At 64.7% G+C, this 25,136-nt stretch carries 24 protein-coding genes; 17 read left to right on the forward strand and 7 right to left on the reverse strand.

Going from position 1 to position 25,136, the window contains the following annotated elements; genetic code table 11:
• Window positions 1-13: 13 nt before the first annotated feature.
• A complete protein-coding gene (locus tag WAS25_RS05670) occupies window positions 14-1,165 on the reverse strand; it encodes an alkaline phosphatase family protein (protein ID WP_422310545.1) in 1,152 nt (383 codons plus the stop codon).
• Between the two features lie 30 nt (window positions 1,166-1,195).
• Here WAS25_RS05670 and WAS25_RS05675 point away from each other — a divergent pair, with 30 nt between their 5' ends.
• The 6 genes from WAS25_RS05675 (at window position 1,196) to WAS25_RS05700 (ending at window position 8,259) form a co-directional block, all read left to right on the forward strand.
• Entirely contained in the window at window positions 1,196-2,386 is a 1,191-nt protein-coding gene (locus WAS25_RS05675) for a class I SAM-dependent rRNA methyltransferase (protein WP_422310546.1), read from the forward strand.
• Window positions 2,387-2,588: 202 nt separating this feature from the next.
• Window positions 2,589-3,665, forward strand: a complete 1,077-nt coding sequence (locus WAS25_RS05680) for a hypothetical protein (protein WP_422310547.1) — start codon at window positions 2,589-2,591, stop codon at window positions 3,663-3,665.
• Window positions 3,662-4,726: a GNAT family N-acetyltransferase gene (locus WAS25_RS05685; RefSeq protein WP_422310548.1), complete on the forward strand. Its 1,065-nt coding sequence runs from the start codon at window positions 3,662-3,664 to the stop codon at window positions 4,724-4,726. The genes WAS25_RS05680 and WAS25_RS05685 overlap by 4 nt, the downstream gene beginning before the upstream one ends.
• Entirely contained in the window at window positions 4,719-6,101 is a 1,383-nt protein-coding gene (locus WAS25_RS05690; RefSeq protein WP_422310549.1) for a B12-binding domain-containing radical SAM protein, read from the forward strand. Before WAS25_RS05685 ends, WAS25_RS05690 begins: the two co-directional genes overlap by 8 nt.
• A 40-nt stretch (window positions 6,102-6,141) precedes the next feature.
• Entirely contained in the window at window positions 6,142-7,461 is a 1,320-nt protein-coding gene (locus WAS25_RS05695) for a B12-binding domain-containing radical SAM protein (RefSeq protein WP_422310550.1), read from the forward strand.
• 84 nt (window positions 7,462-7,545) lie between these two features.
• Complete coding sequence (locus tag WAS25_RS05700) at window positions 7,546-8,259, forward strand: START domain-containing protein (RefSeq protein ID WP_422310551.1); 714 nt, start codon at window positions 7,546-7,548, stop codon at window positions 8,257-8,259.
• A gap of 57 nt (window positions 8,260-8,316) precedes the next feature.
• Here WAS25_RS05700 and ttcA read toward each other — a convergent pair whose 3' ends face one another.
• The gene (ttcA, locus tag WAS25_RS05705; protein ID WP_422310552.1) at window positions 8,317-9,168 is read right to left on the reverse strand and encodes a tRNA 2-thiocytidine(32) synthetase TtcA; all 852 of its coding nucleotides are present in this window, start codon (window positions 9,166-9,168) and stop codon (window positions 8,317-8,319) included.
• Window positions 9,165-9,671, reverse strand: coding sequence for an Rrf2 family transcriptional regulator (locus WAS25_RS05710; RefSeq protein ID WP_422310553.1), 507 nt, complete (start codon window positions 9,669-9,671; stop codon window positions 9,165-9,167). The genes ttcA and WAS25_RS05710 overlap by 4 nt, the downstream gene beginning before the upstream one ends.
• Before the next feature lie 85 nt (window positions 9,672-9,756).
• On the opposite strand from WAS25_RS05710, the gene WAS25_RS05715 reads away from it, so the two are divergent.
• The 3 genes from WAS25_RS05715 to WAS25_RS05725 are packed head-to-tail and all read left to right on the forward strand — an operon-like array spanning window position 9,757 to window position 13,508.
• Window positions 9,757-10,332, forward strand: a complete 576-nt coding sequence (locus WAS25_RS05715; protein WP_422310554.1) for a thioredoxin family protein — start codon at window positions 9,757-9,759, stop codon at window positions 10,330-10,332.
• Between the two features lie 45 nt (window positions 10,333-10,377).
• The gene (locus WAS25_RS05720) at window positions 10,378-11,949 is read left to right on the forward strand and encodes an ABC transporter substrate-binding protein (RefSeq protein WP_422310555.1); all 1,572 of its coding nucleotides are present in this window, start codon (window positions 10,378-10,380) and stop codon (window positions 11,947-11,949) included.
• Window positions 11,949-13,508, forward strand: a complete 1,560-nt coding sequence (locus tag WAS25_RS05725; RefSeq protein ID WP_422310556.1) for an ABC transporter substrate-binding protein — start codon at window positions 11,949-11,951, stop codon at window positions 13,506-13,508. Before WAS25_RS05720 ends, WAS25_RS05725 begins: the two co-directional genes overlap by 1 nt.
• Window positions 13,509-13,520: 12 nt before the next feature.
• Here the strand turns inward: WAS25_RS05725 and WAS25_RS05730 are convergent, their stop codons facing one another.
• Both WAS25_RS05730 and WAS25_RS05735 read right to left on the reverse strand, forming a co-directional pair.
• Complete coding sequence (locus WAS25_RS05730) at window positions 13,521-14,624, reverse strand: WYL domain-containing protein (protein WP_422310557.1); 1,104 nt, start codon at window positions 14,622-14,624, stop codon at window positions 13,521-13,523.
• Between the two features lie 76 nt (window positions 14,625-14,700).
• Window positions 14,701-15,636 carry a tyrosine recombinase gene (locus tag WAS25_RS05735; protein WP_422310558.1) on the reverse strand — a complete coding sequence of 312 codons (936 nt, stop codon included), beginning with the start codon at window positions 15,634-15,636 and terminating at the stop codon, window positions 14,701-14,703.
• Between the two features lie 135 nt (window positions 15,637-15,771).
• Here WAS25_RS05735 and acpP point away from each other — a divergent pair, with 135 nt between their 5' ends.
• From acpP to uvrB, 3 genes are all read left to right on the forward strand, one after another.
• Window positions 15,772-16,011 carry an acyl carrier protein gene (gene acpP, locus WAS25_RS05740; RefSeq protein ID WP_291199395.1) on the forward strand — a complete coding sequence of 80 codons (240 nt, stop codon included), beginning with the start codon at window positions 15,772-15,774 and terminating at the stop codon, window positions 16,009-16,011.
• 81 nt (window positions 16,012-16,092) lie between these two features.
• Complete coding sequence (gene fabF, locus WAS25_RS05745) at window positions 16,093-17,346, forward strand: beta-ketoacyl-ACP synthase II (RefSeq protein WP_422310559.1); 1,254 nt, start codon at window positions 16,093-16,095, stop codon at window positions 17,344-17,346.
• Window positions 17,347-17,446: 100 nt separating this feature from the next.
• Complete coding sequence (gene uvrB / locus WAS25_RS05750) at window positions 17,447-19,486, forward strand: excinuclease ABC subunit UvrB (protein ID WP_422310560.1); 2,040 nt, start codon at window positions 17,447-17,449, stop codon at window positions 19,484-19,486.
• Window positions 19,487-19,522: 36 nt separating this feature from the next.
• On the opposite strand, the gene WAS25_RS05755 is transcribed toward uvrB, so the two are convergent.
• Window positions 19,523-19,861 (reverse strand): hypothetical protein, encoded by a 339-nt coding sequence (locus WAS25_RS05755; RefSeq protein ID WP_422310561.1) that lies wholly within the window; start codon window positions 19,859-19,861, stop codon window positions 19,523-19,525.
• Window positions 19,862-20,288: 427 nt separating this feature from the next.
• On the opposite strand from WAS25_RS05755, the gene WAS25_RS05760 reads away from it, so the two are divergent.
• The 4 genes from WAS25_RS05760 (at window position 20,289) to WAS25_RS05775 (ending at window position 23,163) form a co-directional block, all read left to right on the forward strand.
• The gene (locus tag WAS25_RS05760) at window positions 20,289-21,296 is read left to right on the forward strand and encodes a hypothetical protein (RefSeq protein WP_422310562.1); all 1,008 of its coding nucleotides are present in this window, start codon (window positions 20,289-20,291) and stop codon (window positions 21,294-21,296) included.
• Between the two features lie 73 nt (window positions 21,297-21,369).
• The gene (locus WAS25_RS05765) at window positions 21,370-21,735 is read left to right on the forward strand and encodes a hypothetical protein (RefSeq protein WP_422310563.1); all 366 of its coding nucleotides are present in this window, start codon (window positions 21,370-21,372) and stop codon (window positions 21,733-21,735) included.
• 143 nt (window positions 21,736-21,878) lie between these two features.
• Window positions 21,879-22,493, forward strand: a complete 615-nt coding sequence (locus tag WAS25_RS05770) for a response regulator transcription factor (protein ID WP_422310564.1) — start codon at window positions 21,879-21,881, stop codon at window positions 22,491-22,493.
• A 262-nt stretch (window positions 22,494-22,755) separates the two neighbouring features.
• Window positions 22,756-23,163, forward strand: coding sequence for a hypothetical protein (locus WAS25_RS05775; RefSeq protein ID WP_422310565.1), 408 nt, complete (start codon window positions 22,756-22,758; stop codon window positions 23,161-23,163).
• A gap of 229 nt (window positions 23,164-23,392) precedes the next feature.
• Here the strand turns inward: WAS25_RS05775 and WAS25_RS05780 are convergent, their stop codons facing one another.
• The gene (locus WAS25_RS05780; protein ID WP_422310566.1) at window positions 23,393-24,775 is read right to left on the reverse strand and encodes an IgA Peptidase M64; all 1,383 of its coding nucleotides are present in this window, start codon (window positions 24,773-24,775) and stop codon (window positions 23,393-23,395) included.
• 44 nt (window positions 24,776-24,819) lie between these two features.
• Between WAS25_RS05780 and WAS25_RS05785 the strand changes: the two genes are divergently transcribed.
• Window positions 24,820-25,119, forward strand: a complete 300-nt coding sequence (locus WAS25_RS05785) for a YhbY family RNA-binding protein (protein WP_422310567.1) — start codon at window positions 24,820-24,822, stop codon at window positions 25,117-25,119.
• The last annotated feature ends 17 nt before the right edge of the window (window positions 25,120-25,136 follow it).

Below are 25,136 nucleotides of genomic sequence, written 5' to 3' on the forward strand. Positions count from 1 at the left end.
TGCCGTTGGATCCTCAGCGGCTCCCCACCAGAACGGGAACGGGGTTTCCATCCGGTGGCCTTAGCCAACGAATATCCAGCCAGGAGGCCACGGTGGGGGCCAGGTCCCAGAGGGCCACCGGGCCGAGGTGGCCCTTCCCGGCACCCAGCACCACCAGCCAGGTGCGCATGGAGGGCGTCGCAGGGCTGTAGGCATGGGCGCCGGCGCGGCCCCGCCGCTCGTCCTCCTCCTCCCGGCTGGACCGGGCCTTGGAGAGCCACTGGCCTTCGGGGGCCAGCACCACCAGGTCTCCGACCCGGGCGCTGGCCGCTAGGTGAAAGCTCCGGGGCACCTCGGTCCGGCGCCAGGCGGTGAGCCCTGCTTTCCGCAGCCGGGCCAGGGCCCGGGCCGCCTGGCTGGAGTCCCTGAGGTAAACGTAGGCGCTACCGCCGTGGGTGACGAGGACACAGGGGATGCCGTCGAGGATGGAGGGCAGGTGGATGCGGCGGCGCATGGTGGCCATGCCATGGTCGGCCGCGAGGATCACCTTGAGGCCCGGATGCTTCGACTGGATCCGCTGAAGCCAGGGGGCCAGTTCGTCGTCCATCTGCTTCAGCTTCGACTGGGTGGCCGGACTGACGGGACCCTTCAGGTGCCCTTCCTCATCCGTGCCAGACAGGTAGACCATGACCAAGCCCGCCCCCTCGTCGAGGGCCCTGTCCGCAAAGGCCAGGCCCTCGGCATCCGGACGGCCGGGCTGGAAGGTCAGATGGCGCCAAGGTGCGACGCCCTCCCATGGGCCCGTGGCGCCCACCCAGTGGTAGACGGCGGTCCTGACTCCGCTGCGCGTGGCGGCCACCCAGAGCGGCTCCCGCTGGAAGTCCTCGATGCGGTGCGCCACCTGAACCATGCTGCCGGTGCCGGGATCCCGGTAGCTGTTGGCGACCACGCCGTGGTGCTCGGGCCAGCAACCCGTGGCGATCGTGGTGTGCCCGTTGAAGGTGGTGGAGGGGAAGGGAGGCAGGCCTTCGCCTCGGCGACCTTGTTCGGACAGGGCCCAGAGCTTCGGCATGGTGCGGGAAGTGAACTGCATGGCCCCGACGCCATCGGCGCTGAGCAACAGAACGGGCGGTGCCGCCTGCACCAGCGAAGCGAGAAGGAGGGAGAAAAAGGCGGCACGACGCATGGATCAAGGGTAACCAGCTACCCTTGATTCATGACCACCCCTCGCTGGCCCTATCCCCTGCTCCGCCTGAAACCCGGCAAGGAGACCCTGATCTCCAAGCGTCACCCCTGGGTGTTCTCAGGAGCCCAGGCAAAGCCCTCCGAGGCCCATCTCGTGCGGCTGGCTGATGATTCTGGCCAGGTCCTGGGGGTGGGCACGGCGCATCCCTCGAACCCTCTGGCGGCACGGATCTTCCGCTTCGAGGACGCCCCCCTGGACGAGGCCTTTTTCCGCGAGCGGATCGAGTCTGCCCTGACCCTCCGGAAGGAACTGGGCCTGTGGAATCCCGAGGGTGGCTGCCGCTGGATCTTCGGCGAGGGGGATGGTCTCCCTGGCCTGGTGGTCGATCGTTATGCCTCGGCCCTGGTGCTCCAGGTGGGCACGGCGGGCTTGGAACTCCTGCGGGAGACCTGGTGGCCCATCCTCTTCGAGATCGGCAAGCGCGAAGGCATGACGGCCTTCGTGGAACGCAGCCAGTCGGGCCGCCGCGACGAGGGCCTGGATCCGGTGAACCGCCTGCTCAAGGGCAGCCTCGCGGGCCCCGTCACCGTGCGGGAAGGTGCGGCGAAGCTCACCGTGGACCTGCTGCGCGGCCAGAAGACGGGCTTGTTCCTGGACCAGCGGGAGCACCGGCTGCAGCTGGGCCAAGTGTCCAAGGACAAGCGCGTGCTCAACACCTTCGGCTACACCGGCGGCTTCAGCATCCACGCGGGCCTCGGCGGTGCCGCTGAAGTGGCCACCCTGGACATCAGCGTCCCGGCCCTGGATCAGGCCGAGCGGGACTGGGCCGCCAACGGCCTGGACCCCGCGGCGCACCTGCGCATGGAAGGCGATGCCTTCGAGTTGATGCGGCAACTGGAGCCCTTCGGCTGGGACCGCGTCATCGTGGATCCACCGGCCTTCGCCAAGCAGCGCAAGGACGTGGACAAGGCCTTCAAGGCCTACAAGGACGTCTTCCGCCTCGGCGCCCGGGCCACGGCACCTGGAGGCATGCTCTGGTGCTTCTCCTGCAGCCAGCACCTGGACCGTACGCGCTTCCAGGAAGCCGTCTGGACCGCACTGCTGGAGGCCGGCCGCGAAGCGAGAGTTCTGGCGCATCTCGGCCAGCCTTCGGACCATCCCTACGCGCTGAACCATCCCGAGGGGTTCTACCTCAAGGGGCTGTGGCTGAGTCTGAACTGATCCTCGTTCCTGTCAGGAGCGTCTGCGTCTCACAATACCGGCAGGTCGGATTTAGACTTTCATTCAATGTGGGTTGCAAGGATACTGGGCGCAACCTTTCTTAATCAAGGTGACCTGTGGACGCTGTCCGTCGGGAACCAGGTGAGCTGGCCCGTTCCGTGGCAGGGGAGGGGCATGGGTGGTCAGGGGCGATGGGGGGGCCATGAGGCTGATCCAGGTCACCAGCCGCCGACAGCGAGCGAAGTTCGTCAACTTCATCTACGACCTTTACCGGGATGACCCCGGCTTCGTGGATACCTCGGTGCTCCTGACCAGGATGTTCCTGGAACGGAGCGATCGCTTCACGCGGGAATCGATCCTCCGCGTGCTTGCCGTGGTGGAAGGTGAACGGACGCTGGCCCAGTGCATCCTCGTTTTCAATCCCGGCTTTCCCTGCCAGCAGCTTTCCTTTTTTGAAGCACTGCCCGGACAGGATGGCGCGGTCGATCTCCTTTGGGCCGAGGCCTGTGCCGAAGCGAAGCGCCATGACGCGCAGCGCATTGCCGTCGGGCTCAACGGCCACGTGAGCTACGGGGTCGGAATCATGACCAGTGGCTACGGCCGTGCGACCTCCTTTGACTCCCTCTATAACAAACCCTACTACGCGGACTATTTCACCCGCCGTGGATTGGAGCACCATACCCTCTCGACCTACACCATCGATCTGCAACACATCGACCAGCGCTACGGCAGGCAGGATCGCGCCTACCGCGAATTCAGCTTCCGGCCCATGGAAATGGCGCGCTTCCACCAGGAGATGCTTCTCTTCGGTGATCTGGCCAACCGCTGTCTGCACGACACCTTCCTCTACTTCGACCGGGATCCCGCTCAGCTGGCGGAGCTGATGCGTGGGTTGAAATGGTTCCTCCGGCCCGAGAACCTGCTCTTCGTCCTGAAGGACGGCGGAGAGGTCGGGTTCATCTTCTGGCATCCGGATTACAACGAAGTGCTGACCCCAGGTCGCCGCCATTCCCTGGCGGGATTTGTACTGAGGTACCTCCTGCGGCGCGCGCAGATCTCGACAGTGAAGGTCAACGCCATCGGCGTCCTGCCCCATTACCAGAAGAGCGGTGCAGCCATGGGGCTGTTCATGACGGCCCTGCGCCACGCCGGTCTGGGCTACCTGAGGGGCGAAACCAATTTCGTCTGGGACAGCAACGAGCACTCCCGCAGGTTCAACCTGGGCATGGGCAACCAGGTGGACCGGCGCTATGCCGCCTTCGTGGGGCCCGTTTCGTGACCACCTCCGTCGGCACTTTCGCGGGATTGCAGATCCTAGACCGCGCCGCCGACCTGCCCGCGGAGTGGGACACCCTGAGCGGCGACAACTTCTACCTGCGAAGCACCTTCCTCCAGTTCATCGAAACCGTGGACAGCTGTGAGCAGCGTTACTGCATCTTCCGTGATGCCCGGGGCGTCATCGATACGATCTTGATGACCTATGTCCGCCATGACTTCAATCTCTTCATGTTCACGCCAATCCGGGCAGCGCTGCGAGTGACATTCATCTACGTCCCCCTCTCAGTGACCCGCCCGGGCTACGCCGGCCACGAACAGATGCTGCCCGAAGTGGCCGCCTACCTCCGCGCCATCAAGGGCTACAAGGTCTTTTTGAACACACGCCGAGGGTTCAGGCTGGAGGGCTTCGCCCAGACCACCACCTTCCCCCGTTGCATGCTCCGTCTACGGTGGAACCGCTTCGAGGACTACCTGGAGAGCATGCGCAGCGGGTATCGCCGGCGCTATCGCATCGCCCTCCGGAAGTCGCAACCGCTCACGTATCGGATGCTCGCAGACAACCGCGAATTCAATGATGAGCTCTATCGGCTCTATGAACAGGTCTATGATAATTCGCCCTATCGCATCGAGAAACTCTCCAAGAGCTTCTTCCAGGGACCCCACTGCAAGATCTTCGTCTATGAACTCGCGGCCCGTCCCGTCGGGTTCGTGCAGCTGATCGAGAATGGCAGTGAACTCATCTTCGAGTTCGTCGGCTTCGATCACGCGCTGAATGGCCAGTACGACATCTACATATCACTGCTGCTGCGCATTGTGGAACATGGGATCGCCAACGGATTCAAGATCATCAACTTTGGACAGACGGCCGACGAGGCCAAGCTGAAGCTGGGAAGCCGGTACCGTCCACTCTTCGCGCTGCTGCACCACTCCAACGTGGTCACCAACTTTCTGACACGCCTCTTCATCAATGCCATCGGCTACAAACCGCTCGACCAGGACAAGTTCCACATATTCAAGGATCAAACCAACAGGCCGGCGGCTGAGGAGCAAGCCCATGGGTAGCCGCGTCGTCCTGATCCGCCCCAAACCGCACCGGGAGTCCATCGGGCTGCATAAGTTCATGATCTGCGAACCTCTTGAGCTCGAGTACCTGAGCGCCTACCTAGAGCTTCAGGGACACCACGTTGAGATCGTCGACATGATTCTCGAATCGGGTCGGAAGTTGATCCAACTGCTGCGGGAGCGAAGACCGGACGTGATCGGTCTCACCGGCTATATCTCCCACGTCGGGGTGGTCCTGGATTATGCGCGACGGATCAAAGAGGCACTGCCGGGGGTGGTCACTGTCGTCGGAGGGGTGCATGCCGAGGTGAATCCGGGGGATTTCGAGGACAACGCCATCGACTTCGTTGTGAAGGCCAATGGCATGAAGACCATGGCCCTATTGCTGGAGGCGCTCGGGAACGGCAGATCCGTCGGCGACATTCGCGCCGATGTGGAAGGGATCTGGAATGGGCCTGGCAAAACCTATGTCCCGGAGAAGGGGTTCGCCTACCCCTTTCCCGACCGGGAGAAGACCGCACGCTACCGGAAACGCTACAACTACATCTTTCATGAGAAATGCGCCACCTTGAAGAGCTCCTTCGGTTGCACCTACAAATGCGAGTTCTGCTATTGCGTGGCCATTACACAGGGTCGCTACTTCGCCAGGGACATCGCCGAGGTGGTCGAGGAGGTGAAGACCATCCGCGAGGAGAACATCTTTATCGTGGATGACAATTTCCTGGTCTCCCTGGAGCGAGTGCAGGAGTTCTGCCGTTTGCTCGATAAGGAGGGACTGCAAAAGAACTTCATCCTTTTCGGCCGTGCGGATTTCATCGTGGAGCACCCCGACCACATCGCCCTGCTCCAGCGACACGGCCTCAAGGCGATCTTTGTCGGGATCGAATCCTTCCGGGAAGCGGAACTGGAGCAATTCCAGAAGCGGACTACGGTGGCCATGAACATTCGCGCTGTCGAGATCCTCGACGAGTTAGGCATCGAGTGTTATTCGGGCATCATCGTGGGCACCGACTGGGAGCGACGGGACTTCGACGCCCTGATTGCCTTCCTGAAGCGATTCAAGCGACCGCTGCTGAACGTGCAGCCCCTCACGCCCATGCCCGGCACGCCCCTCTTCGAGCGAATCAAGGGGCAGGTTACCGTCCCTCGCGAGGACTACCACCTGTGGGACATGGCGCACATGCTAATCGACCCGACCCGCATGAGCCGGCGGGCGTTCTACCTGAACATCATCCGCGTCTACTACAAGGCCAGCACGGGTTTCCAGGGGCACTGGTACGTGTTGAGGAGGTATGGATTTCGCATCTTTGCCCGAACGGCTTACGGAGCCCTCCACCTCACCTGGCAATACCTGTTGATGGCCCTCCGTGGGTAGGCCCATGCTGTCGCAGACCTTCCCGCTCCCAAGGTGACCCTTGAAGAAGAAGATTCTCTTCATTCAACCGACCATCTATGACGACCGAGATCGGCCCGTCAAGAAGCATCGGTTGTACTTCATCGGGCTGGCCTATCCGGTGCTCGCCTCGCTGCTGCCCCCTGACTGGGAGGCGGAGATCTGCCTGGAGACCATCGAGGACGTCCCCTTCGACACCGATGCCCCGCTGATCGGCCTGGGCGGCATGGGGCATGCCGCGAAGCGGAGCCGGGATCTGGCCCTTGAGTTCCGAAAGCGCGGCAAGACCGTGATTATGGGAGGGCCCATGGCCAGCCTGGCGCCGGACGTCGTCCAGGCATTCGCGGACTGCGTGGTCTACGGAGATGCCGAAACGGTTTGGCCGAAAGTGATCGCGGACTATGAACAGGGGCGTCTTCAGCCCTTCTACAAAGAGATGCCCCAGGCATTCACCCGCCCGCTACCGCGCTATGACCTGGTCACCTGCAAGCGGATCGGGGACTTCCTGCCCGTGCAGGCTGGCCGGGGCTGCCCTAACGTCTGCCCCTTCTGCTCGATCTACTGCATCTACAGGGGCAGCTACCAGCGCCGCGAGATCGCGGAAGTGATGCGCGACATCACCCACGTGAAGAGTCTCGGGTTCAGGAGGTTCCTGCTCATCGATGACAACATCGTTTCGGATCCTGCGTATCTGAAGGCGCTTTGCCTTGAAATCAAGGCGCTAGACATGCAGTGGATGTCCCAATGTGCCATCCAGATCGCCCAGGACGACGAACTCTTGCGCATCGTGGCCGACAGCGGCTGCACCACCCTGAGCCTCGGTCTGGAAAGCATTTCTCCCGCGAGTCTCGCCGCCATCCACAAGAGCTGGTGCCGCCCTGAGGATTATGCCGCCATTCTTCGCAAGGTGACGGAGGCTGGCATCGAGGTGGCCAGCGAAATGATGGTGGGTATTGACGCCGACACACCTGATTCATTGCGGCAGACGATCGACTTTGTGTTGGGCACGCCCATCATCGCACCCAAGTTCTACATCATGACGCCCATCCCTGGGACTGATTACTACACGGAAATGTGCGCGGCGCACCGCATCGTCGAAGAGGACCTCTACAAGTTCAGCCCCTCGAACGCCGTGATCACCCATCCGAACATGACCACCCAGGCGTTGAACGACATTTACTGGGAGATCTATGACCGGCTCTACACTCTGGGCAATATTCTCAAACGCACCCTGCTTCACAGGCGGTTCTGGCGGGATCCCCGACGCTTTTTCTTCTTCCTGTTGGTGAACCTCTACTATCGCCATCAGATCAAACGCAGGATCGCACCCAACATCATGTAGGTGTCCTTCGATGAACCTCCGTTTCACTCATGGCCAGCAACTCACAACCGACTTCGAGTTCCGGGTTGGAAGGGGAAAGGCGACATGAGGTTTCCATGGCCATGCCTTCTTGCGGGGTTCCTGGTCTGCGGTTCGGCCCAGGGAGTGAAGGTACAGACCACTCCCCTGGACTCCGGCTGGGAACTCATCCATGAAGAGGGACCGGTGCGGGTCTACTCCCAGCCTCGTGCCGAGGGAAGGCCCATGGGCATCCGTGGCATCAGCCGCGCCCGCGTGCGGTTCGAAGTGCTGGCTTCGGTGCTGCTCGATGTGCCGGCCTACCCGGAATGGATGAAGCAGCTCCGTGAATCCCGGGTGGTGGAGCGGCGATCAGACGATGACTACTTGATCTACAACTACTACAGCCTGCCTTGGCCCTTTGCCGATCGGGACATCTACCTGCGGATCAACATCGAGCGGAACATTCCGCAGGGTCGAGCCTTCGCCTACATCCGGCGCGAGGAATCACACCTCCGTCCACCAGTGCCAGGCGTCGTGCGCATCCCCCGAATGGAGGGCGTTCTCCAACTGGACTATGTGGACCGCGAGACGACGCAGGGTACCTTCACCGAATGGTTCGACATGGGGGGCGATATCCCCGAATGGCTCAAGCGAACGTTCACTCGACATATCCCCCCCACCGTCCTGAAGAGCGTCGCGAAAGCTTGTCAGCGTCCGGAGTACCAGAAGAAGGGCGCCGAGTCTCCCTTGCGGCTCCAGGTCGAACAGGCCCTTGCCGCCGGCCAGCTTCATCCTTGAGCTCTTCCTTTCCCCGGTCTTGCCCTTTCACAGAGCCTTCCAAGGGTGATCAACCAGCTACCCTAGCCGCTCCACGGCCTCGTCCAAGCCCTTGGCCTGCAGGGCACCGAGGTTCAGATCGAGCAAATGACTGGGTTTCACGTTGCCCATGGCGCCGAGCATGGAGGCCTTCAGCCGGGGGATGCTCGTTTCCAAGGAACCAATCATTTCCTTCACCTGCTTGCGCCGGCTTTCCAGGCTGGAGCAGCCACAGAGGGGGCAGCCACAGGGCACGATGGGGAAGCCCCGCAGCCAGGCATAGCGCTGCAGGTCCTTCTCCTCGCAGGTGCCCAGGGGGCGGATGACGGTGTTGGCGCCATCGTCGCTCACCAGACGCAGGGGCATGGTGCTGAGGCGGCCTTCGAAGAACAGGTTGATGAGGAGGGTCTCGATAAGGTCATCCAGGTGGTGACCCAGGGCGATCTTGGTGTAGCCATGCTGCTTCGCAAATGAATAGAGCACGCCCCGGCGCAGCCGCGAGCAGATGATGCAGGGCAGCTCCTCAGGCTTGCTGCGCACCATCTTGTCGATGGGGGCGGGAATGACGTGATGGGGGATGCCCAGGCGCTCACACACTTCGGCGATGGGATCGGGGTTGAACTGGGGGAAGCCTGGATCCACGGTCACAGCGTCCACGGTGAAGGTCACGGGGGCCCGCTTGCGCAGCCGCTCCAGCACATCCAGCAGGGCCCAGGAATCCTTGCCGCCGCTGACGGCCACCAGGATGCGGTCGCCATCCTCGATCAGTTTGTAGGCTGCATTGGTCTCACCCAGGCGCCGGGCAACCTTCTTCTCCAGCCGGGGCAGGGTCTTGAGGTCAGCCTCGGTGGGTGGCAGGGCCAGGCTGGGCAGGGCGCAGGGATTGCTCACATCACGCCGCAGGCTTTGCGTTCTCCGCGCACGATCTGGCCCTGGACATCCTTCACGTATTCAGGACAGGTGCAGTCGGGACAGGTGTTGCTGGAGGTCTCCGAGCAGAGGTCCGCGAAGGTGACCTTCTCCATGAAGGCGGAGATGTGATCGGACAGCCGGTTCCAGAGCAATTTGCTCATGCGCTCGTCGGCCAGCAGGGTCTTGTTGGCGGTCTTCGGGTCTTCCTTGGCGGCGGCGTAGAAGCTGCTATCCGTGAGGCGCAGCACTTCGCCCACGCTCACCTGGTTGCAGGGCCGTGTGAGGATGTAGCCGCCCTTGGGGCCGCGCACGCTTGCCACCACGCCGGCCTTCTTGAGCTTGTTGAAGATCTGTTCGAGGAAGGGCAGGGAGAGGTTCTGGCGCTCGGCGATCACGTGCAGGGGCACCGGCTGACCGTGGCTGTGGTGGGCCAGGTCGAACAGGGCCTGCATGCTGTACCTGCCTCGGGCCGAGATCTTCACGAAGGTTCTCCAGGCTCAAGGCTAGTATTCCTGAGTGAATGAGTCAAGTTTATCGGCCAGGCTAGACTCGGTCCGGGAGCCCCCCATGAATCCTGCCTTCCTGGCCGTCGCCACCGCCACCCTGCTGGCTCAGCAGCCGGTTGCTGTCAGGGGCCAGCCGTCCAGTGCCCTCCCCGCGGGGCCGCGGCTGGACAACGGCGATAGCCTGCCCCTGTTGCTCGGCGAAACGTCCGCCAAGGCCATCCTCGCCCACCGGACGGCCTATCGCCACAACCTTGCCAAGGTGAAGGTGAACGCCAATCTGAGAGCCCGCTGGTCGGCGATCCGACAGCCCCTCACGCTGGTGGTCGTGTTTGGTTCCTGGTGCGCCGACAGCCAGTACCACCTGCCATACCTGCTGGCCCTGACAGCAGAGCCCAACGCCTTCATCGAGGTGCGCTACATCGGCGTGAATCGGGACAAGAAGCTGGACCGCGCGGTCTGGCCCCAGGGGGTGGAACCCCAGGCTTTGCATCGGGTGCCGACTTTCTACCTGTTCGCCACCCAGCCCGGTGGGGGGCAGAAGCTGATGGGGACGGTGGTGGAGAACCCCCCCAGGGCGGGGCAGAGCATGGCCGAGGCGCTGGTGGAGCTGGTGGAGTCGGCTGCCAAAGCAATCTAGTCCTGTACTCACGGGGAATCGCGGGGAACCGATGAAGGAGTCACCATGCGTTGGCGCTCCCTCGTCCTGGCATTCAGCCTGCTTTCCGGCCTGTGGTCCGGGGACAGGGTCCGTGTGTCCGTGAGTGAATGGAGCACCCTCAATCCCCTGCTGATCACTCAGGACACCGACACCGAAGCCCTGGACCTGGTCTTCGACCGTCTGGTGACCATGGATGCCACGGGGCAGTTCATCCCTGAGCTGCTGGAATCCTGGACGGTGCTGAAAGGGGGCAGGGAAGTGGTGTTGAAGCTGCGCCCATCGCTGACCTGGCAGGACGGGATGCCGATCCAGGCCGAGGATGTGGTCCAAACCTGGAAGGCCCTCAGGCTTCCCCGGGTCCGGCAGATTGCCGATACGGTGGCCGGTGTGGCCAGCCTGGACAGCCTGATCGCAGAGGATCCGCTGACGGTGCGCATCCACCTGAAACGACCCCGCGGCACCCTGCTGTCGGACCTCTACAACTTCATTCCGGTCCCTCGGCATCACTATCGGGTGGGGCCCAATCCCCGGTTGGACGGGGTGAATTTCGCTCCCGTAGGCTCGGGTCCCTACCGGGTGGTGGGCCCAGCCACGACCAAGCGCCTGGTCCTGGAACGATGGTCGGGGTATCGGGGCGTTCACCCCGGTTCGGCCTTGGGCTTCGAGTTCCTCGACCTCACAGGATCCAAGACGCCCATCCTCCAGGATTTTCTGCATGAGCGGATCCACTACTCCGTCATCAGTCCCCTGCGTTACTACCTCGTGAAGAAAGGGGCCATCGGGGAGGGTTTGGTGACGGCTGCCTCCGTCCCGCAAGCCTCCTTTGGCGCCTACTTCCTCAACTGTGACCCCAAGCGCAGTCTTCTGGGAGATCCGGTGCTTCGGCAGGTGCTCGGAGAGCTGGTGCCATGGCAGGATCAGGCACGGGCGAGGCGGTTCTTCCCGACGCGCCTCGCCAGCAGCTTCTGGCCGCCTGAAAGCTGGGCCTTCGATCCCATGCCGCGACCACTGCCCCAGATCGAACGAGCCGCGGGCCTACTGGATTCGGCTGGCTGGAAACCTGGCCCCGACGGTGTCCGGAGGGATACCCGGGGACGCCGACTGCATCTGGTGATCTACGAACCGGAGCCGCGCGATCCCAGGGCTCCAGCCAATCTGCTTGCGCGCCAGGCGGCCCGTGTCGGAATGGAAATTGAAGTCCGCTACATCGATTTCATCAGCCTGACCCGGAAGGCCGCCGAACATGATGGGGACCTGTGGTCCTATGCCTGGTCCCTCGCCCTTGACCCGGATGTGGACAGCCCGCTCTTCACTTCCGAGGGCTACCGGACCAAGGCGAATGTCAGCGCCTACTTGAACCCCGAGATGGACCGTTTGTTCGACGAAGGCCGTCACACCCTGGATCTGGAAGCCCGGAAAAAAATCTATCACCGGATTGCTGAGATCATCTATCGAGACAAACCGGTCATCCCGACCACCTACTCGCAGAACCGGGTCCTGATCCATCGCCGGCTCCGGGGAGTGACCTTCAACCCACTTGGCCAGAGCTTTGGTTTCTGGCCTGGCCGACGCGGCTGGACGCTGGAAGGTTCCTGATGCGCTGTCTGCTGTCCTGCCTCTTCGCGGTCCTCTCGCTCGGGGCGCAGCCGATCTCTGTGGCCCTGGACAAGCCGGTCATGAGCTTGAATCCGCTCCTTCTCTCGCGGGAGGTCGAGGTCCAGGTGGTGGACCTGGTGTTTGACCGGCTGGTGGCCCTGGACGAGCATGGCGAATTCGTTCCCCAGCTGCTCGAGGGGTGGGAGATCTCCAAGGATGGCCGTGATGTCCTGCTGAAGCTCCGTCCCGGGCTGACCTGGCAGGATGGCACCCCCATCGAGGCTGAAGACCTGGTGGCGACCTGGCGCCTGCTGTCGTTGCCACAGGTCCGGAAAATCAACGATCTGGTCGGCGTCCGGACTCTGGACAGCCTGGTGGCCGAAGGACCGCACCGGGTGAGGATCCGCCTGAAGTCGGCCCGGGCCACCCTGCTCTCGGATCTCTACAACTTCCAGCCCGTTCCCCGCCGGCGCTATACCCAGGGCGCTGAATCACTGACGCATCCGCTGAATTACGCACCGATCGGATCGGGGCCCTACCGAGTTCAACCGGGAGCCCATGGGGCGGACATCCGGCTGCAGTTGTGGGAGGGTTACCACGGTTCGCATCCCGGCCGCTGGGGCGCCTTCCGCTTCCGGGTCCAGCCCCAGGACAAGGCGGAGTATGCACGCCAGCTCCGCGCACGGGAGTACCACTTCGGCGAGCTGGACTGGTTCCGCCACTACCTGCTTCGGCGGGGCGCTTTCGGCGACGGCAATCTCATCGCGCAGTCCACGCCACTGTCCTCGTTCAACACCTTCTGGTTCAACTGCAATGCCGAACGGAGCCTCCTTGGCGATGTACGGCTGCGGCGAGCGCTCGCGGAGGCCATGCCGTGGGAGTTCCTCAAAGGGCAGCGGAGACTCCGGGCCGAGCGGCTGGCCACGAGCCTCTGGCCGCCCCAGAGCTGGGCCTTTGATCAGACTGTGGCGCCGCTCCCCAGGGCGGAACGCGCGGCAGTCTTGTTCGATGAGGCAGGGTGGAAGTTGGGCCCGGATGGAGTGCGTCGTGATGCCCGTGGCCGGCCACTCCACCTGGTCATGTTCTCCGCCTGGGGCTACTCGGGGCGGGACCATGCCGATGCTTTCTGCGAGACCCTCCGCAAGGTCGGAGTCGAGATCGACCTCCGGCGCACCCCCATCGACGAGCCCTACATCATGTCTACGAAGGGCCTGGGGGACATCTGGGACTACGCCTGGAACACGGGCCTGGACCCTGATAGCGAGAGCCCATTGTTCTCGTCGGACGGTGTCGCCAGCGGCAGCAATGTCACTGGTTATCGGAACCCCGAGGTGGACCGTCTGTTCGATCGGGGACGTCATGAGTTGGACCCCGCGCGGCGACGGGACCTCTACCTGAAGATCAGCGAGCACATCCAGAACGACCATCCCCTGCTGCAGCTTACGTATGGCGTGGCCTATCTGGCCCTGGATCGGCGTCTGCGGGGCATCGGATTCAACCGGCTCGGCCAGACCTATGGCTACGTGCCAGGACGCAGGGGCTGGTGGCTGGAGGACTGATCGAGTCTGCGCTCAGAGCCGGTCGAAGCGGATGACTTCCACCTTGCCGGGCTTGGTCTTGGGAGAGTCCTCACGCTCGCGGTCAGGGCGGGCTTCCCGCTCCGGGCGGGCCTCACGGTCAGGGCGAGCTTCCCGCTCCGGTCGGGCCTCGCGGTCAGGTCGGGCCTCCCGATGGGGGCGGGCCTCGTGGCGCCGGGGCTGTTCGGGGGCAGCTTCTGGACGGGAAGCCGTTTTGGGTGCGGCAGGCAGGGGGGCCTGGCGCTCGCGGCCGGCCCAGACGGCGCCCACCTGCTTGATGCGATCCACGAGCCGGGCTGGTTCCAGGACCTGGATGCCGTCACCGAACTGCATCGCCCAGCGCGCGATGGCCCGGAGGTCCGTGGCAGAAAAGGTGACCAGGGCCTGGCCGTCGCCCTGATCCTCCAGCTTGAAGTTGGGGAAGGCGGGGGGCGCCTGTTTCACGGCGAATACCCACTGCTTCGCCAGGCTGGCCTTCACGGCGATGGCTTCGCCGCCCAGCCAGCCGCCGATCTGGTTGGCGGGGGTGCCCTCGGCATAGGGACCCTGGGCCGCTCGGCCCACGCCCTCCACGTCATTCACCTCGGCCAGGAGATCGACCCGGTGGTGGCGCTCGGCGTTGTAACGGCGGTCCCAGCCCCAGGCATACCAGGCCTGGCTGAGGGCATCGAAGGTGAGGTGGCGGGGTTCGAAGGTGCGGGGCGCATTGGCCTCGGCATCCGCGAAGATGAACTCCACGGCCCGGCCTTCGCAGATCGCGGTCAGGATGGCCTGGGCCAAGGGCGTCAGAACAGGGGAGACCGGCGCTTTCACCACCGCGGGCCTGGGTTCGGGAGCGGGCTGGGCGGTCACCTCCGCCGCCATTTCTGGGGCCTTGGCCACAGCCTTGGTGGCCTTGGCCTTCGCAGGCGCCTTGGCGGCGGGCTTGGCCTTGGGTTGGGTGGCCTTGGGTTCGGCCACCTTCGGCTCGACGGGCTTGGGTTCGGCCTTCTTGACCGCGGCCTTTTTGGCCGGGGCGGCCTTGGTCTTGGGGACGGCTTCCTCCACCTTCTCGGTGGTGCTCGCGGGCTTCTTGCGGGGGGTCTTGGTCACGGCCATGGGTGTCAGGCTCCTGGCCCATCATCACCCATTCCGCTCGGAGCGGTCCACCGCGCAATTCGCTGGTCGGGGTTCCTCAGCCGCCGGAACGCGGGTGCAACTGGTCGTAGAGGGCGCGGAGCCGGGTCTGGTGGACGTGCGTGTAGATCTGGGTGGTGCTGATGTCGGCGTGGCCCAGCATCGCCTGGACGGCGCGGAGGTCAGCTCCGTGATCGAGCAGGTGCGTCGCGAACGCATGTCGGAGCACGTGGGGGCTCACGGCGGCGGCGCGGAGTCCAGCGGCGTTCGCATAGCCCTTGAGCAGACGCCAGAGGTGCTGGCGGGTGAGGCCCTCGCCGCGCTGTCCCACGAAGAGCTCGCCGCCCCTGGGTTTGAACCCGGGCCGCAGGAGGAGCCAAGTGCGGATCCAGCGCTCGGCGCCAGTGCCGAAGGGGATGAGCCGTTCCTTGCGGCCCTTGCCGGTCACCTTCAGGAAGCCCTCGTCGAGGAACACGGAGAGGGCCGGGAGCCCCGCCAGCTCGGAGACGCGGAGGCCCGAGGCGTAGAGGAGCTCCAGCCAGGCACGATCCCGCACGCCCAGAGGAGTGGCCGTATCCGGGGCGTTGAGCAGGGCCTCGACCTGGCTCTCCCCCAGGGTGCGGGGCAGGATCCTCGGCGGCCGGGGGGGGGTCACGATGGCCTCGGGCCCTGCACCACCCCCGCCCTCCATGCGGAGGAAGGTCAGGAAGGAGCGGAGGCTCGAGCTCATCCGGGCGAGGCTGCGCGGGGCCTTGCCCAATGCCTGCTGGGAGACGAGGAAAGCCGTGAGCTGGTCGCGGGTGAGGGCCACGGCGGGGACCTCGTGGTCGCAGGCCCAGGCCGCCAGGTGGCTGAGGTCCGACATGTAGCCACTCGTGGTATTTCCCGACAGGCCCCGCTCCACGGCCAGGAAGATGCGGAACTCGTGCAGACTTGCGCTCCAGCCGAGGGGCCAGCCGTGCTCGGGTTCCTCCAGGGATTTCGGACGGGGCATGCCTCCATCCTCCATGGCTGGCAGACAGGCGCAATCCTTCTGTTCTCCTGGGCTTGGAATCGGTGCTTTACCCAGGGTTTGGAAAATCGGCCCGGGGTATGTTAGGGTTTCCAGGTTCGTTTGGAGGAGCCCCCGATGGCTGATGTGCGCAAGAAGGTCATTGCTATTATCGCTGAGCAGCTGGCCAAGCCCGAAGATTCCATTTCCGAATCCAGCCACTTCGTGGACGATCTCGGTGCCGACAGCCTCGACACGGTCGAGATCATCATGGCGATCGAGGAGGCTTTCAGCCTCGAGATCCCCGAGAGCGAGCAGGAGAAGATCCGCACCGTCGGCGATGCGATCTCCTACATCGAGAAGCACGCGAAGGCTTGACCCTTCGCGATCGTGACGTGCCGCAGCGCCCCCATGGCCCTGCGGCACGTTTGTTTTCCCGAGCCTACCTGAGGTGAACCCATGACCAGGACCGTCCAGCGCCGTCGCGTCGTCATCACCGGGATGGGGACCGTCAATCCCTGCGGCCTCACCGTGCCCGAAACCTGGGACAACCTACTGGCCGGGAAAAGTGGCATCGGCACCATCGACCGGTTTGACGTCACCGACTTCGCCTGCAAAATCGCAGGTCAAGTGAAGGGCTTCAACCCCGACCTGTTCATCGACAAGAAGGAACAGAAGAAGATGGACATCTTCATCCACTACGCCCTGGGCGCGGCCCACGAGGCCTGGGTGGATGCGGGCTTCGACCAGGTCGAGCTGACCAAGGCCGAGCGCGAGGTCTTCGGCACCTACATCGGCAGCGGCATCGGCGGCCTCAGCACCATCTGGGACGAGGCCAACGGCTACCGCGGGCCCCGCCGCACCAGTCCCTTCTTCATTCCCAGCCTCATCGTGAACCTGGCTAGCGGCCAGGCCAGCATCAAGTACGGCCTGCAGGGCCCCAACAGCGCCGTGGCCACCGCCTGCGCCACGGGCGCCCACGCCATCGGCGATGCCGCGCGGCTCATCGCCTTCGGCTACGCGGACCGCATGATGGCTGGCGGCAGCGACTCCGTGGTGAACCAGCTGGGCGTGGGTGGCTTCGCGGCAATGCGCGCCCTGAGCACCCGCAACGACGAGCCTGAGCGGGCCTCCCGTCCCTTCGACCTAGACCGGGACGGCTTCGTCATGGGCGAAGGCGCCGGCATCGTGATCCTCGAGGAATATGAACTGGCCAAGGCCCGGGGCGCCAAGATCTACGCCGAGGTCGCCGGCTATGGCATGAGCGGCGACGCCAACCACATCACCACGCCCGCCCCCGAGGGCGAGGGCGGCCAGCGCGTCATGCGCGCGGCCATCAAGGACGCGGACATCGCCCCTGAGCAGGTGGGCTACGTCAACATGCACGGCACCAGCACGCCCGTGGGTGACAAGCTGGAGTGCCTGGCCATCCAGCGGGTCTTCGGCGACCACGCAAAGCAGATCAAGGTGAGCAGTTCCAAGTCCATGCATGGGCACCTGCTGGGTGCCGCCGGCGGCCTGGAGACCATCGTGGCCGTCCTGGCTGTCAAGACGGGCAAGATCCCGCCTACCATCAATGTCGACAACCAGGACCCTGAGTGCGACCTGGACGTCACTCCGAATGTGGCCGGCACTTTCGATGCCGAGTACGCCATGAACAATGGCTTCGGCTTCGGCGGCACCAACGGCTGCCTGATTCTCCGGAAGGTCTGAGCCCTGCGAAGGGTTTTCACAGTGGAGAAGGGAAGACCACGAAGGATGACGCCAATTTTCCTTCGTGGTCTCCCTGTCTTCGTGGTTCTCTTTTGGTTCTATGGTCAAGGCAATCCCCTTCAAGATCGTCGCTCCCTACTCGCCTGCGGGTGACCAGCCGGAGGCCATCGCGCAGCTGGTGGAAGGATTGGCGCGGGGCGACCGGGCCCAGACCCTGCTGGGCGTGACGGGCTCGGGGAAGACCTACACCATGGCCTCGACCATCGCCCGGGTGGGCCGTCCCGCGCTCATCTTCGCGCCGAACAAGACGCTGGCCGCCCAGCTCTTCAGCGAGTTCAAGCAGTTCTTCCCCGAGAACGCCGTCGAGTACTTCGTCAGCTACTACGACTACTACCAGCCCGAGGCCTACGTGCCCGAGCGGGACCTGTTCATCGACAAGGACGCCAAGATCAACGAGGAGCTGGAGAAGCTGCGGCTCAGCGCCACCCGCTGCCTGTTGGAGCGCCGCGACACCATCGTCATCGCCTCCGTCAGCTGCATCTACGGCTTGGGCGACCCCAGCTCTTACCTGAACCTTTCGGTCACCCTGAGGACGGGCCAGTGCATCGACCGCGCCATGCTGCTGCGTGATTTGGTGGCCATCCAGTACCAGCGCAACCACCTGAGCTTCGAGCCAGGCATCTTCCGCGTGCGGGGCGACGTGGTGGAGGTCTACCCCGCATACGAGGACGTGGCCTACCGCATCGAGCTCTGGGGCGACGAGGTCGAGCGGCTGTCGAAGATCGACCCGCTGCGCGGCGTGGTCATCGAAAAGCTGGACGAGCTCACCATCTGGCCCAAGACCCACTACGTGACGCCGGAGGAGAAGCTCAAGGCTGCCATCCGCGACATCAAGGCGGAGTTGGAGGAGCGGGAGAACGAGTTCCGGGCGCAGGGCAAGATCGTGGAGCTTCAGCGCCTCCACCAGCGGGTCATCTACGACGTGGAGATGATGAAGGAGATGGGCGTCTGCAGTGGCATCGAGAACTACAGCCGCTTCCTGGATGGCCGCCAGCCCGGCCAGCCGCCCCACACCCTTCTGGACTATTTCCCCGAGGACTTCATCGTATTCATGGACGAGAGCCACGTGGCCACGGGCCAGCTCCACGGCATGTACAACGGGGACCGATCGCGGAAGACTACCCTGGTGGAGTACGGGTTCCGCCTGCCCTCCGCCCTCGATAACCGCCCTCTCAAATTCGAAGAATTTGAGAGCAGGGTGAAACAGGTGGTCTATGTCTCCGCCACCCCGGGCGACTACGAGCTGCAGCAGAGCGGCGGCGCCTTCGTGGAGCAGGTGGTGCGACCCACGGGCCTCGTGGACCCGCAGGTCGAAGTGCGCCCCGTGGGCACTCAGGTGGACGACCTGCTGGAGGAGATCCGCAAAGTGGTGGCCCGGGACGAGCGGGTGCTGGTGACGGTGCTCACCAAGAAGCTGGCGGAGCAGCTCACGGCCTACTACCAGGAGCTGGGCGTGAAGGCCGAATACCTGCACAGTGAGATCGACACCCTCCAGCGGGTGGAGTTGCTGAAGAACCTGCGCCGAGGCGTCTTCGACGTGCTTGTGGGCATCAACCTGCTGCGGGAGGGCCTGGACCTTCCAGAGGTGAGCCTGGTGGCCATCCTGGATGCGGACAAGGAGGGCTTCCTCCGCAACACCCGCAGCCTCATCCAGACCATCGGCCGGGCGGCCCGCAATGTGAGCGGCAAGGCCATCCTCTACGCCGACATGATGACCGGCTCCATGAAGCAGGCCATCGGCGAGACCGAGCGGCGGCGGAACAAGCAGCTGGCCCACAACGCGGCGCACGGCATCACCCCTGAGACCGTGAAGCGCAACCTGGACGATGTCATGGGCGAGGCCCTGGCCCGGGAGTTCATCAACGTCACCAAGGAGGAGCGGGCCGCCGAGGAGCCGCTGCTCTACCTGGAGGACAAGCACTTCGAGCGCGAAGTCGCCAAGCTCGAGAGGCGCATGAAGGAGCTCGCGTCACAGATGAAGTTTGAGGACGCGGCGGAATTACGCGACCGGATCCTGCGTGCCCGACGCGAACGGCTGCTGGACATCTCTGGCCTGGCCGCCACGGGACCGGAATGCTGAGTCGACCGGGGACCCCGCGGATCTCTTCCTGGGCGGTTAGCGTAGGTGGTGGTCAAGCCAGAGGATGGCCTTCGACCAGGCTTCCTCCCAGTCGGCCGGATCCATGGTGTGTCCGCCCGGGTACTCCAGACCGGTGAACCTGGAAGCGGAGCCGAACCGGGACGCGAGGTCGTGGGTGAAGCTCTTCATCGGGCCGGGGGGCACCAGCTCATCCCGAGCCGCCACCACCGTGAGCAGCGCCGTGTGCTCCCAGGCTTCCGGGTGCAGGTGGGGTGACTCGGTCCGGTCATCCCAATACGGATCCGCCAGGAAGGCCACCACGGCGCCCACCCGGGGATCCCGCTGGGGTGACGCCAGGGCCGCGAAGCCCCCCATGGAGATCCCGGCGCCGTGGCGATGGCCATGCGCTCGAGGAACCCGTCCGACCGGAGGCCATGGTGGGGCGCCTCGGGAATCAGCACGGCATAGCCGGCGGCCGCCAGGCGCTCCGCCTCCGGCCACTGCACGGCCATGGTGCCGCTGAGCCCGTAATGGAGGATGACCGCAGCCCTGGCGGACTCGCAGTCGCCGAGCGTCAGGGCCGGGACCGGGCCGTCTGGGCCGGGGATGGAGACGGGGGGTGGCAGGGGGCGCATGGGCAGGGGCTTCTTTGGGGCGCGGTGCGGACCATCTTGGCAGGGCGGGACCCGGGTTGAGGCCTCCATGGACGCGCTGGCCGCCCCGGTTTCCTCACGGGTGGTCCCTGTTTCCCGTCTTCCATGGACAGGAAAGTGGCAACCTGAAACCCACTTCCGGAGTCGCCATGGGGTTGCAAACGATTCAGGTCGGCATCCTGCTCGTCTGCCTTTGGGCAGGTCTCTCAGGGCAGACGAAGGCCGGCCCGTACCTGGGGCTGACCCTGCCGGGGGCCGAGGCCGCGCCCTTTGCGCCCGGGGTTCTGAACAGCGGCTTGGCCACGCGTGACATCGCCCTGATGCCGGATGGGTCGGAGCTCTATGTGGGGCTCTTCCTGCCGGGCTTCCGCAAGGCCGTGATCATCGAGACCCATCAGGCGGGGGACCGCTGGACCGCACCGGAGGTGGCGTCCTTCTCCCGGGATCCACGCTGGCGTTGCCTGGAGCCCTGCATCAGCCCCGATGGCCGGCGCTTCTTCTTCGTGTCAGATCGCCCAGAGGACTCCAAGGCCGAGAAGCCCGGCCCCTTCGGAATCTGGGCGATGGAGCGGGCCGGCCCTGGCTGGTCCGAGCCCCGCCGCCTGCCCGCCGCGGTGAACGGGGTCGGGAACACCTTCTACCCCACCATCACCAGGGAGGGCGTGCTGCACTTCCTGCGGGAGGAAGGGCAGGGGGGCTGGGTGATGCGCTCCGCATGGAAGGATGGTGCCTGGACGGTGGCAGAGAAGCTGCCGCCGCCGTTCAATGCGGACGCCCGCCAGGCCAATCCGCGGGTGGACCCCGAGGGGCGCTTCATCCTGGTGCCGCTGATGGGCCGGACGGATTCCCTGGGGGGGACCGACTACTACGGCTACTTCCGCCGGGAGGATGGTACCTGGACCGAACCGGTCCACCTGGGGTCCACCGTGAACAGCGCCGCCCGGGACGAGTACTCCATCAGCCTGAGCCCCGATGGCCGGGTGGTCTTCTTCGGCAGCGACCGCGCCCTGCCTCGGTTGGAGGGCAGGCCGCTCCGTTTCGCCGATCTGCTGGCGGAGCGCACGCAGCCGGGCAATGGCCAGACCACGCTGTGGTGGGTGGATGCGGGCTTCCTCCGGGAGCTCCGGGCGAAGGCCCTGGAGACACCCCGGAAGTGATCAGGAGGTTCCCGTCCGGCCAGTCCTATGAGGGAATGGAGTCGGCCCCGTGGCTGCATCCCAGGAGACGCCGATGAAACCCTGGCTGGCTTGGTTCTCCGCGGCCTTCCTCGCCGTGGGGATCCCCTGGTGGACGGCACCCTACAACCACTTCACCCTGTCCCATCCCCTGGCGATCCTGGGCTGTCTCGCCTTCGTCTGCATCGCGGCCTGGGTGGCCGGATGGACGCCGCTCGGGCTGGGTCGTGGCGGCCTGGTAGTGGGAGGCGCAGTGCCCTGCGCCGTGCTGGCGCGGGTCGTGGTGGAAACCATGAAGGATCCCACTTCCCACAGCCTCTGGCCCTTCGAGGTAGTGTTCGCTGGGATGTTCGGAATCGGGCTGGCCTACGCGGCCGGATCCATCGGCTACCTGTTCAGAAGGCTCCTGCGCTCCTTCTGACGGCGGCTCCAGTTCCACTCGCCCTGGAAGGAGATGGCAGATTCATGCGGCAGAATGGACCAGATGTGACCTTCCCGACACTGCCAGCCAACCTTGGAGAATGGCGACTGGGTTAGCATGCAAATCGGAGGTACCCTGTCCTGATGCGCGTGCTCCTGGTGGATGATGAGCGGCTGGTGCTGGCCATGGCCACCCGCGCCATGAACGCCAAGCGGCCGGAGTGGCTCGTGGAGACGGCCAGCGACGGCTTGGAGGCCATGCAGGTGCTCAGGTCGAAACCGGTGGACATCCTGGTCACGGATGTCCAGATGCCCGGCATGGATGGGATGGCGCTGCTGATGCAAGTTCGCCGCGATCCCGACCTGGCCCGACTGCCCCTGGTCCTCATCAGCGCACAGGACGACCGCTCCAGCGTGAGGCTGGGCATGTTCTCAGGGGCGGACGACTACCTCACCAAGCCTTTCACCGCCGACGAGCTGATCCTCACGGTCGAGAGCCGGCTCCGCCGCCTGGAACAGGGACCCGATCCCGCCCTGCAGTCGGATGCGCTCAAGCAGCAGCTGCTCAAGACCCTCACGGAACGGGAACTGGAGGTGCTCGCACATGTCGGGCAGGGGTTGGTCACCAAGGACATCGCGGCCGCACTCGGGCTGAGCCCCAAGACTGTGAGCGCGCACCGGCAGAACATCATGGAGAAGCTCGACCTGCACAATGCGGCCGCCCTGGCGGCCTTGGCCATCCGAGCGAACCTGGTCTGATCGTCGGCAACCTGCACGGATCCGCAACCTCACCGAGGTGGGATCCCTGCGGCTGTGCGTCGAAGCGGTAGGCCGGACCAGGGGAACTCGGCGCCTCCGCCCGCTCCTTGGAGATGTAGGTAATCCGCCCGATGCCGCTAGGTAATTGACCCGATTGGAACGGCTCTCCACCTCTGGGATCCTCGATTCATCAAGGAACCGGAAGCGCTCCGAAACGAACCTTCCACCTAGTCACATCCAACCCCACACTCAAGGAGTCACCATGCGTCACGCCCTTCGCCTGCTCGTTTCCATCCTGGTCCTCGCCGCGGCCCTGCCGGCTTCTGCCGGTGAGTTCGCCACCCTCAAGGACGAAATCGTCACCGCCAGGCAGGCCCTCGTCACCATGGTGCTCTACCGGGACAAGCGTGGCCCGGAGCAGCAGCGCACCGTCAAGGCCACGGCTGATGCCGTGAGTGCCCATCTTGCGAAATTGAAGGCTCCCGAAGGCAAGGCGACCGAGTTCAAGGAACTCAGGAGCACCTGGGATGCCTTCAAGCAGACGCGCGAAAAGGAACTGGTTCCGGCCATCCTCGGCAACGAGCGGGAGAAGTACGAGCTCATCGGTGCAGGCATCCAGAAGCAGCGCTTGGATCGGATGTACGCGCTGCTGGCCACGCTGGACCGGTAAGCAGAAGCGGCCGATTCCACTGGATCGGGAAGAAACAGGGGCCCATGGCGGGCCCTTGTTCTGGTGCAGGCCGCAGGTTGGGTTGGAGCCTGGTCGAGGATCCGGCATAATCGGACACCCCCCGAACTGGCATCTCCCTGCCATGCGGCTGGAGTCCGCGGGACCTGCCGGTCCATTGGGGCCCGCCGTTTCGCTTTCCGCCTGAACGGGCGTTAGGTTTCCTCAGAGGTTACTTCGCGTACTGCCGGATCACCCGCTCGATGGCGGCCCGGCAGGCGGCGCAGAAGCCCGCATCGTTCCGGGTGAACATAAGGCAGTCTTCCTGGCTGCGGAAGTAGCCCTTGGCCTCGTAGTTGGCGCCCTCGAAGGCGCCCACCTTGCCACTGTGGGTGTCGGTGCCCAGCAACCTGGTCTCGAAGACCTTCTCGCGGGCGAAGAGGGCATCCATCTCGGCCTCCGGCCTGTTGGCGGCGCGGATGGCGCGGCGTTCCTTCTGATACGCATGGCTGTGGGCCTCGAACTCGTCCTTCTTCCAGGGGGTGGGTAGGGGCACGCCGGGGCTCAGCAGGGAGGCCCACTTTGGATGCTTGGGATCGGCTGTGGCATTGGGTTCCCATGGCTCCATCCGGGAGGGGCTGTTGGTGACGGCCACATCGGAGGTGTAGTACTCGTCGGCCAGCCCGGCAAAGTGGTGGCCGAACTCGTGCACGAAAAGGTAGCCGATGGTGCTGTTGCCGGCGGAGGCGGTGCTGTAGAGGTTGTGGATGCCGCCGCCGCCATAGGTCTCGGAGTTCGTGAGGATCTCTACGAACTCGTAGGGGGCCTTGGCGGCGACGTCCCGGAAGGCGCGGTTGTCGAAGGTCAGCACGTAGCGCTCGCTGCCGAAGGCATCGTAGGTGGTGCCCAGGGGCGTGCGTTTGTGGACGCCGGTGGAGGGCCGGGAGATGCCACTTTCCTTCGAGGGTGGGCAGAGGGCCCAGACGTTGAAGTCCTGGCGGTGCTCCTTGAAGGGCGTCTGCTGGAACAGCAACTCCATGACCTTGCGGGCCTGGGCTTCGAACTTGCCCCGTTCGGCGGCGGTGTAGCCGTCACCGAGGATAAGGAAGTCCACCTTCTCCGCCGAGTCGCCACTCTTCTGGAGGGCGATAAGGCCGCCGGCATCCGGCGCGGGGGTCCGCTCGATGAGAGGGTCCTTGGGGTCGAGTTCAAAGGTCCACGCGGGGACGAAGGCATTCTTCTCGTCCCGCTTCTTCACCGTGATGCGCACGGGCGCCTCCGGCTGGGGGAAGCGCAGGGATTCGCTGAAGCTGCGGCTCAGGCCCTTGGCCTCCTCCGTGGTCTCCCACTCCCCGTAGATGCTGGCGAAACCCCGGGAATAGAGCAGGCGGCCCGTGGCCTTGTCGGCCACCTCGAAGCAGTATTTCCCCAGGTTGCTGGTGTCGATGGCTTTCGTGAGGTCGCCAGGCCAGGCCAGCGGTTCCAGCACCACCCGGTCAATGCCGAAGTGTTCGGAGGCGGAATTTCCGGTATGCCCATAGTCCACGCGCAGGGTGCGGGGGGGCGCAGCGAGACAGGCCAGGGCTGTGAGGGACAGCAGCAGGGGACGGATCATGGGGCACCTCGCCAACCAAGATAGACTGGAAGGCCGGAGATCCGATGTTGACCTCGAAGCAGCGCCAGTTCCTCAAAGCCCAGGCCCACAAGCTCAAGCCCGTCATGCATGTGGGGAAGGGGGGCGTCACGCCTGCCCAGGCCGCCGAGCTCGATGTGATGGTGGACAGCCTGGAGCTTGTAAAGGTCAAGATCAACCCGAACAGCTTCGAGGATGAGGACTCCGCTGCCCGGGCCTTGTGTGCGGCGGTGGCGGGCCTGGAGCATGTCTGGACCATTGGTCACACCATGCTGTTCTTCCGGCCCAGCCGGACCCACGACACACGGTATCAATTGCCCGCCTGATTCAACACCCGCCGACA

The sequence above is a fragment of the Geothrix sp. genome, assembly GCF_049292215.1.
Taxonomy (GTDB): Bacteria; Acidobacteriota; Holophagae; order Holophagales; family Holophagaceae; genus Geothrix.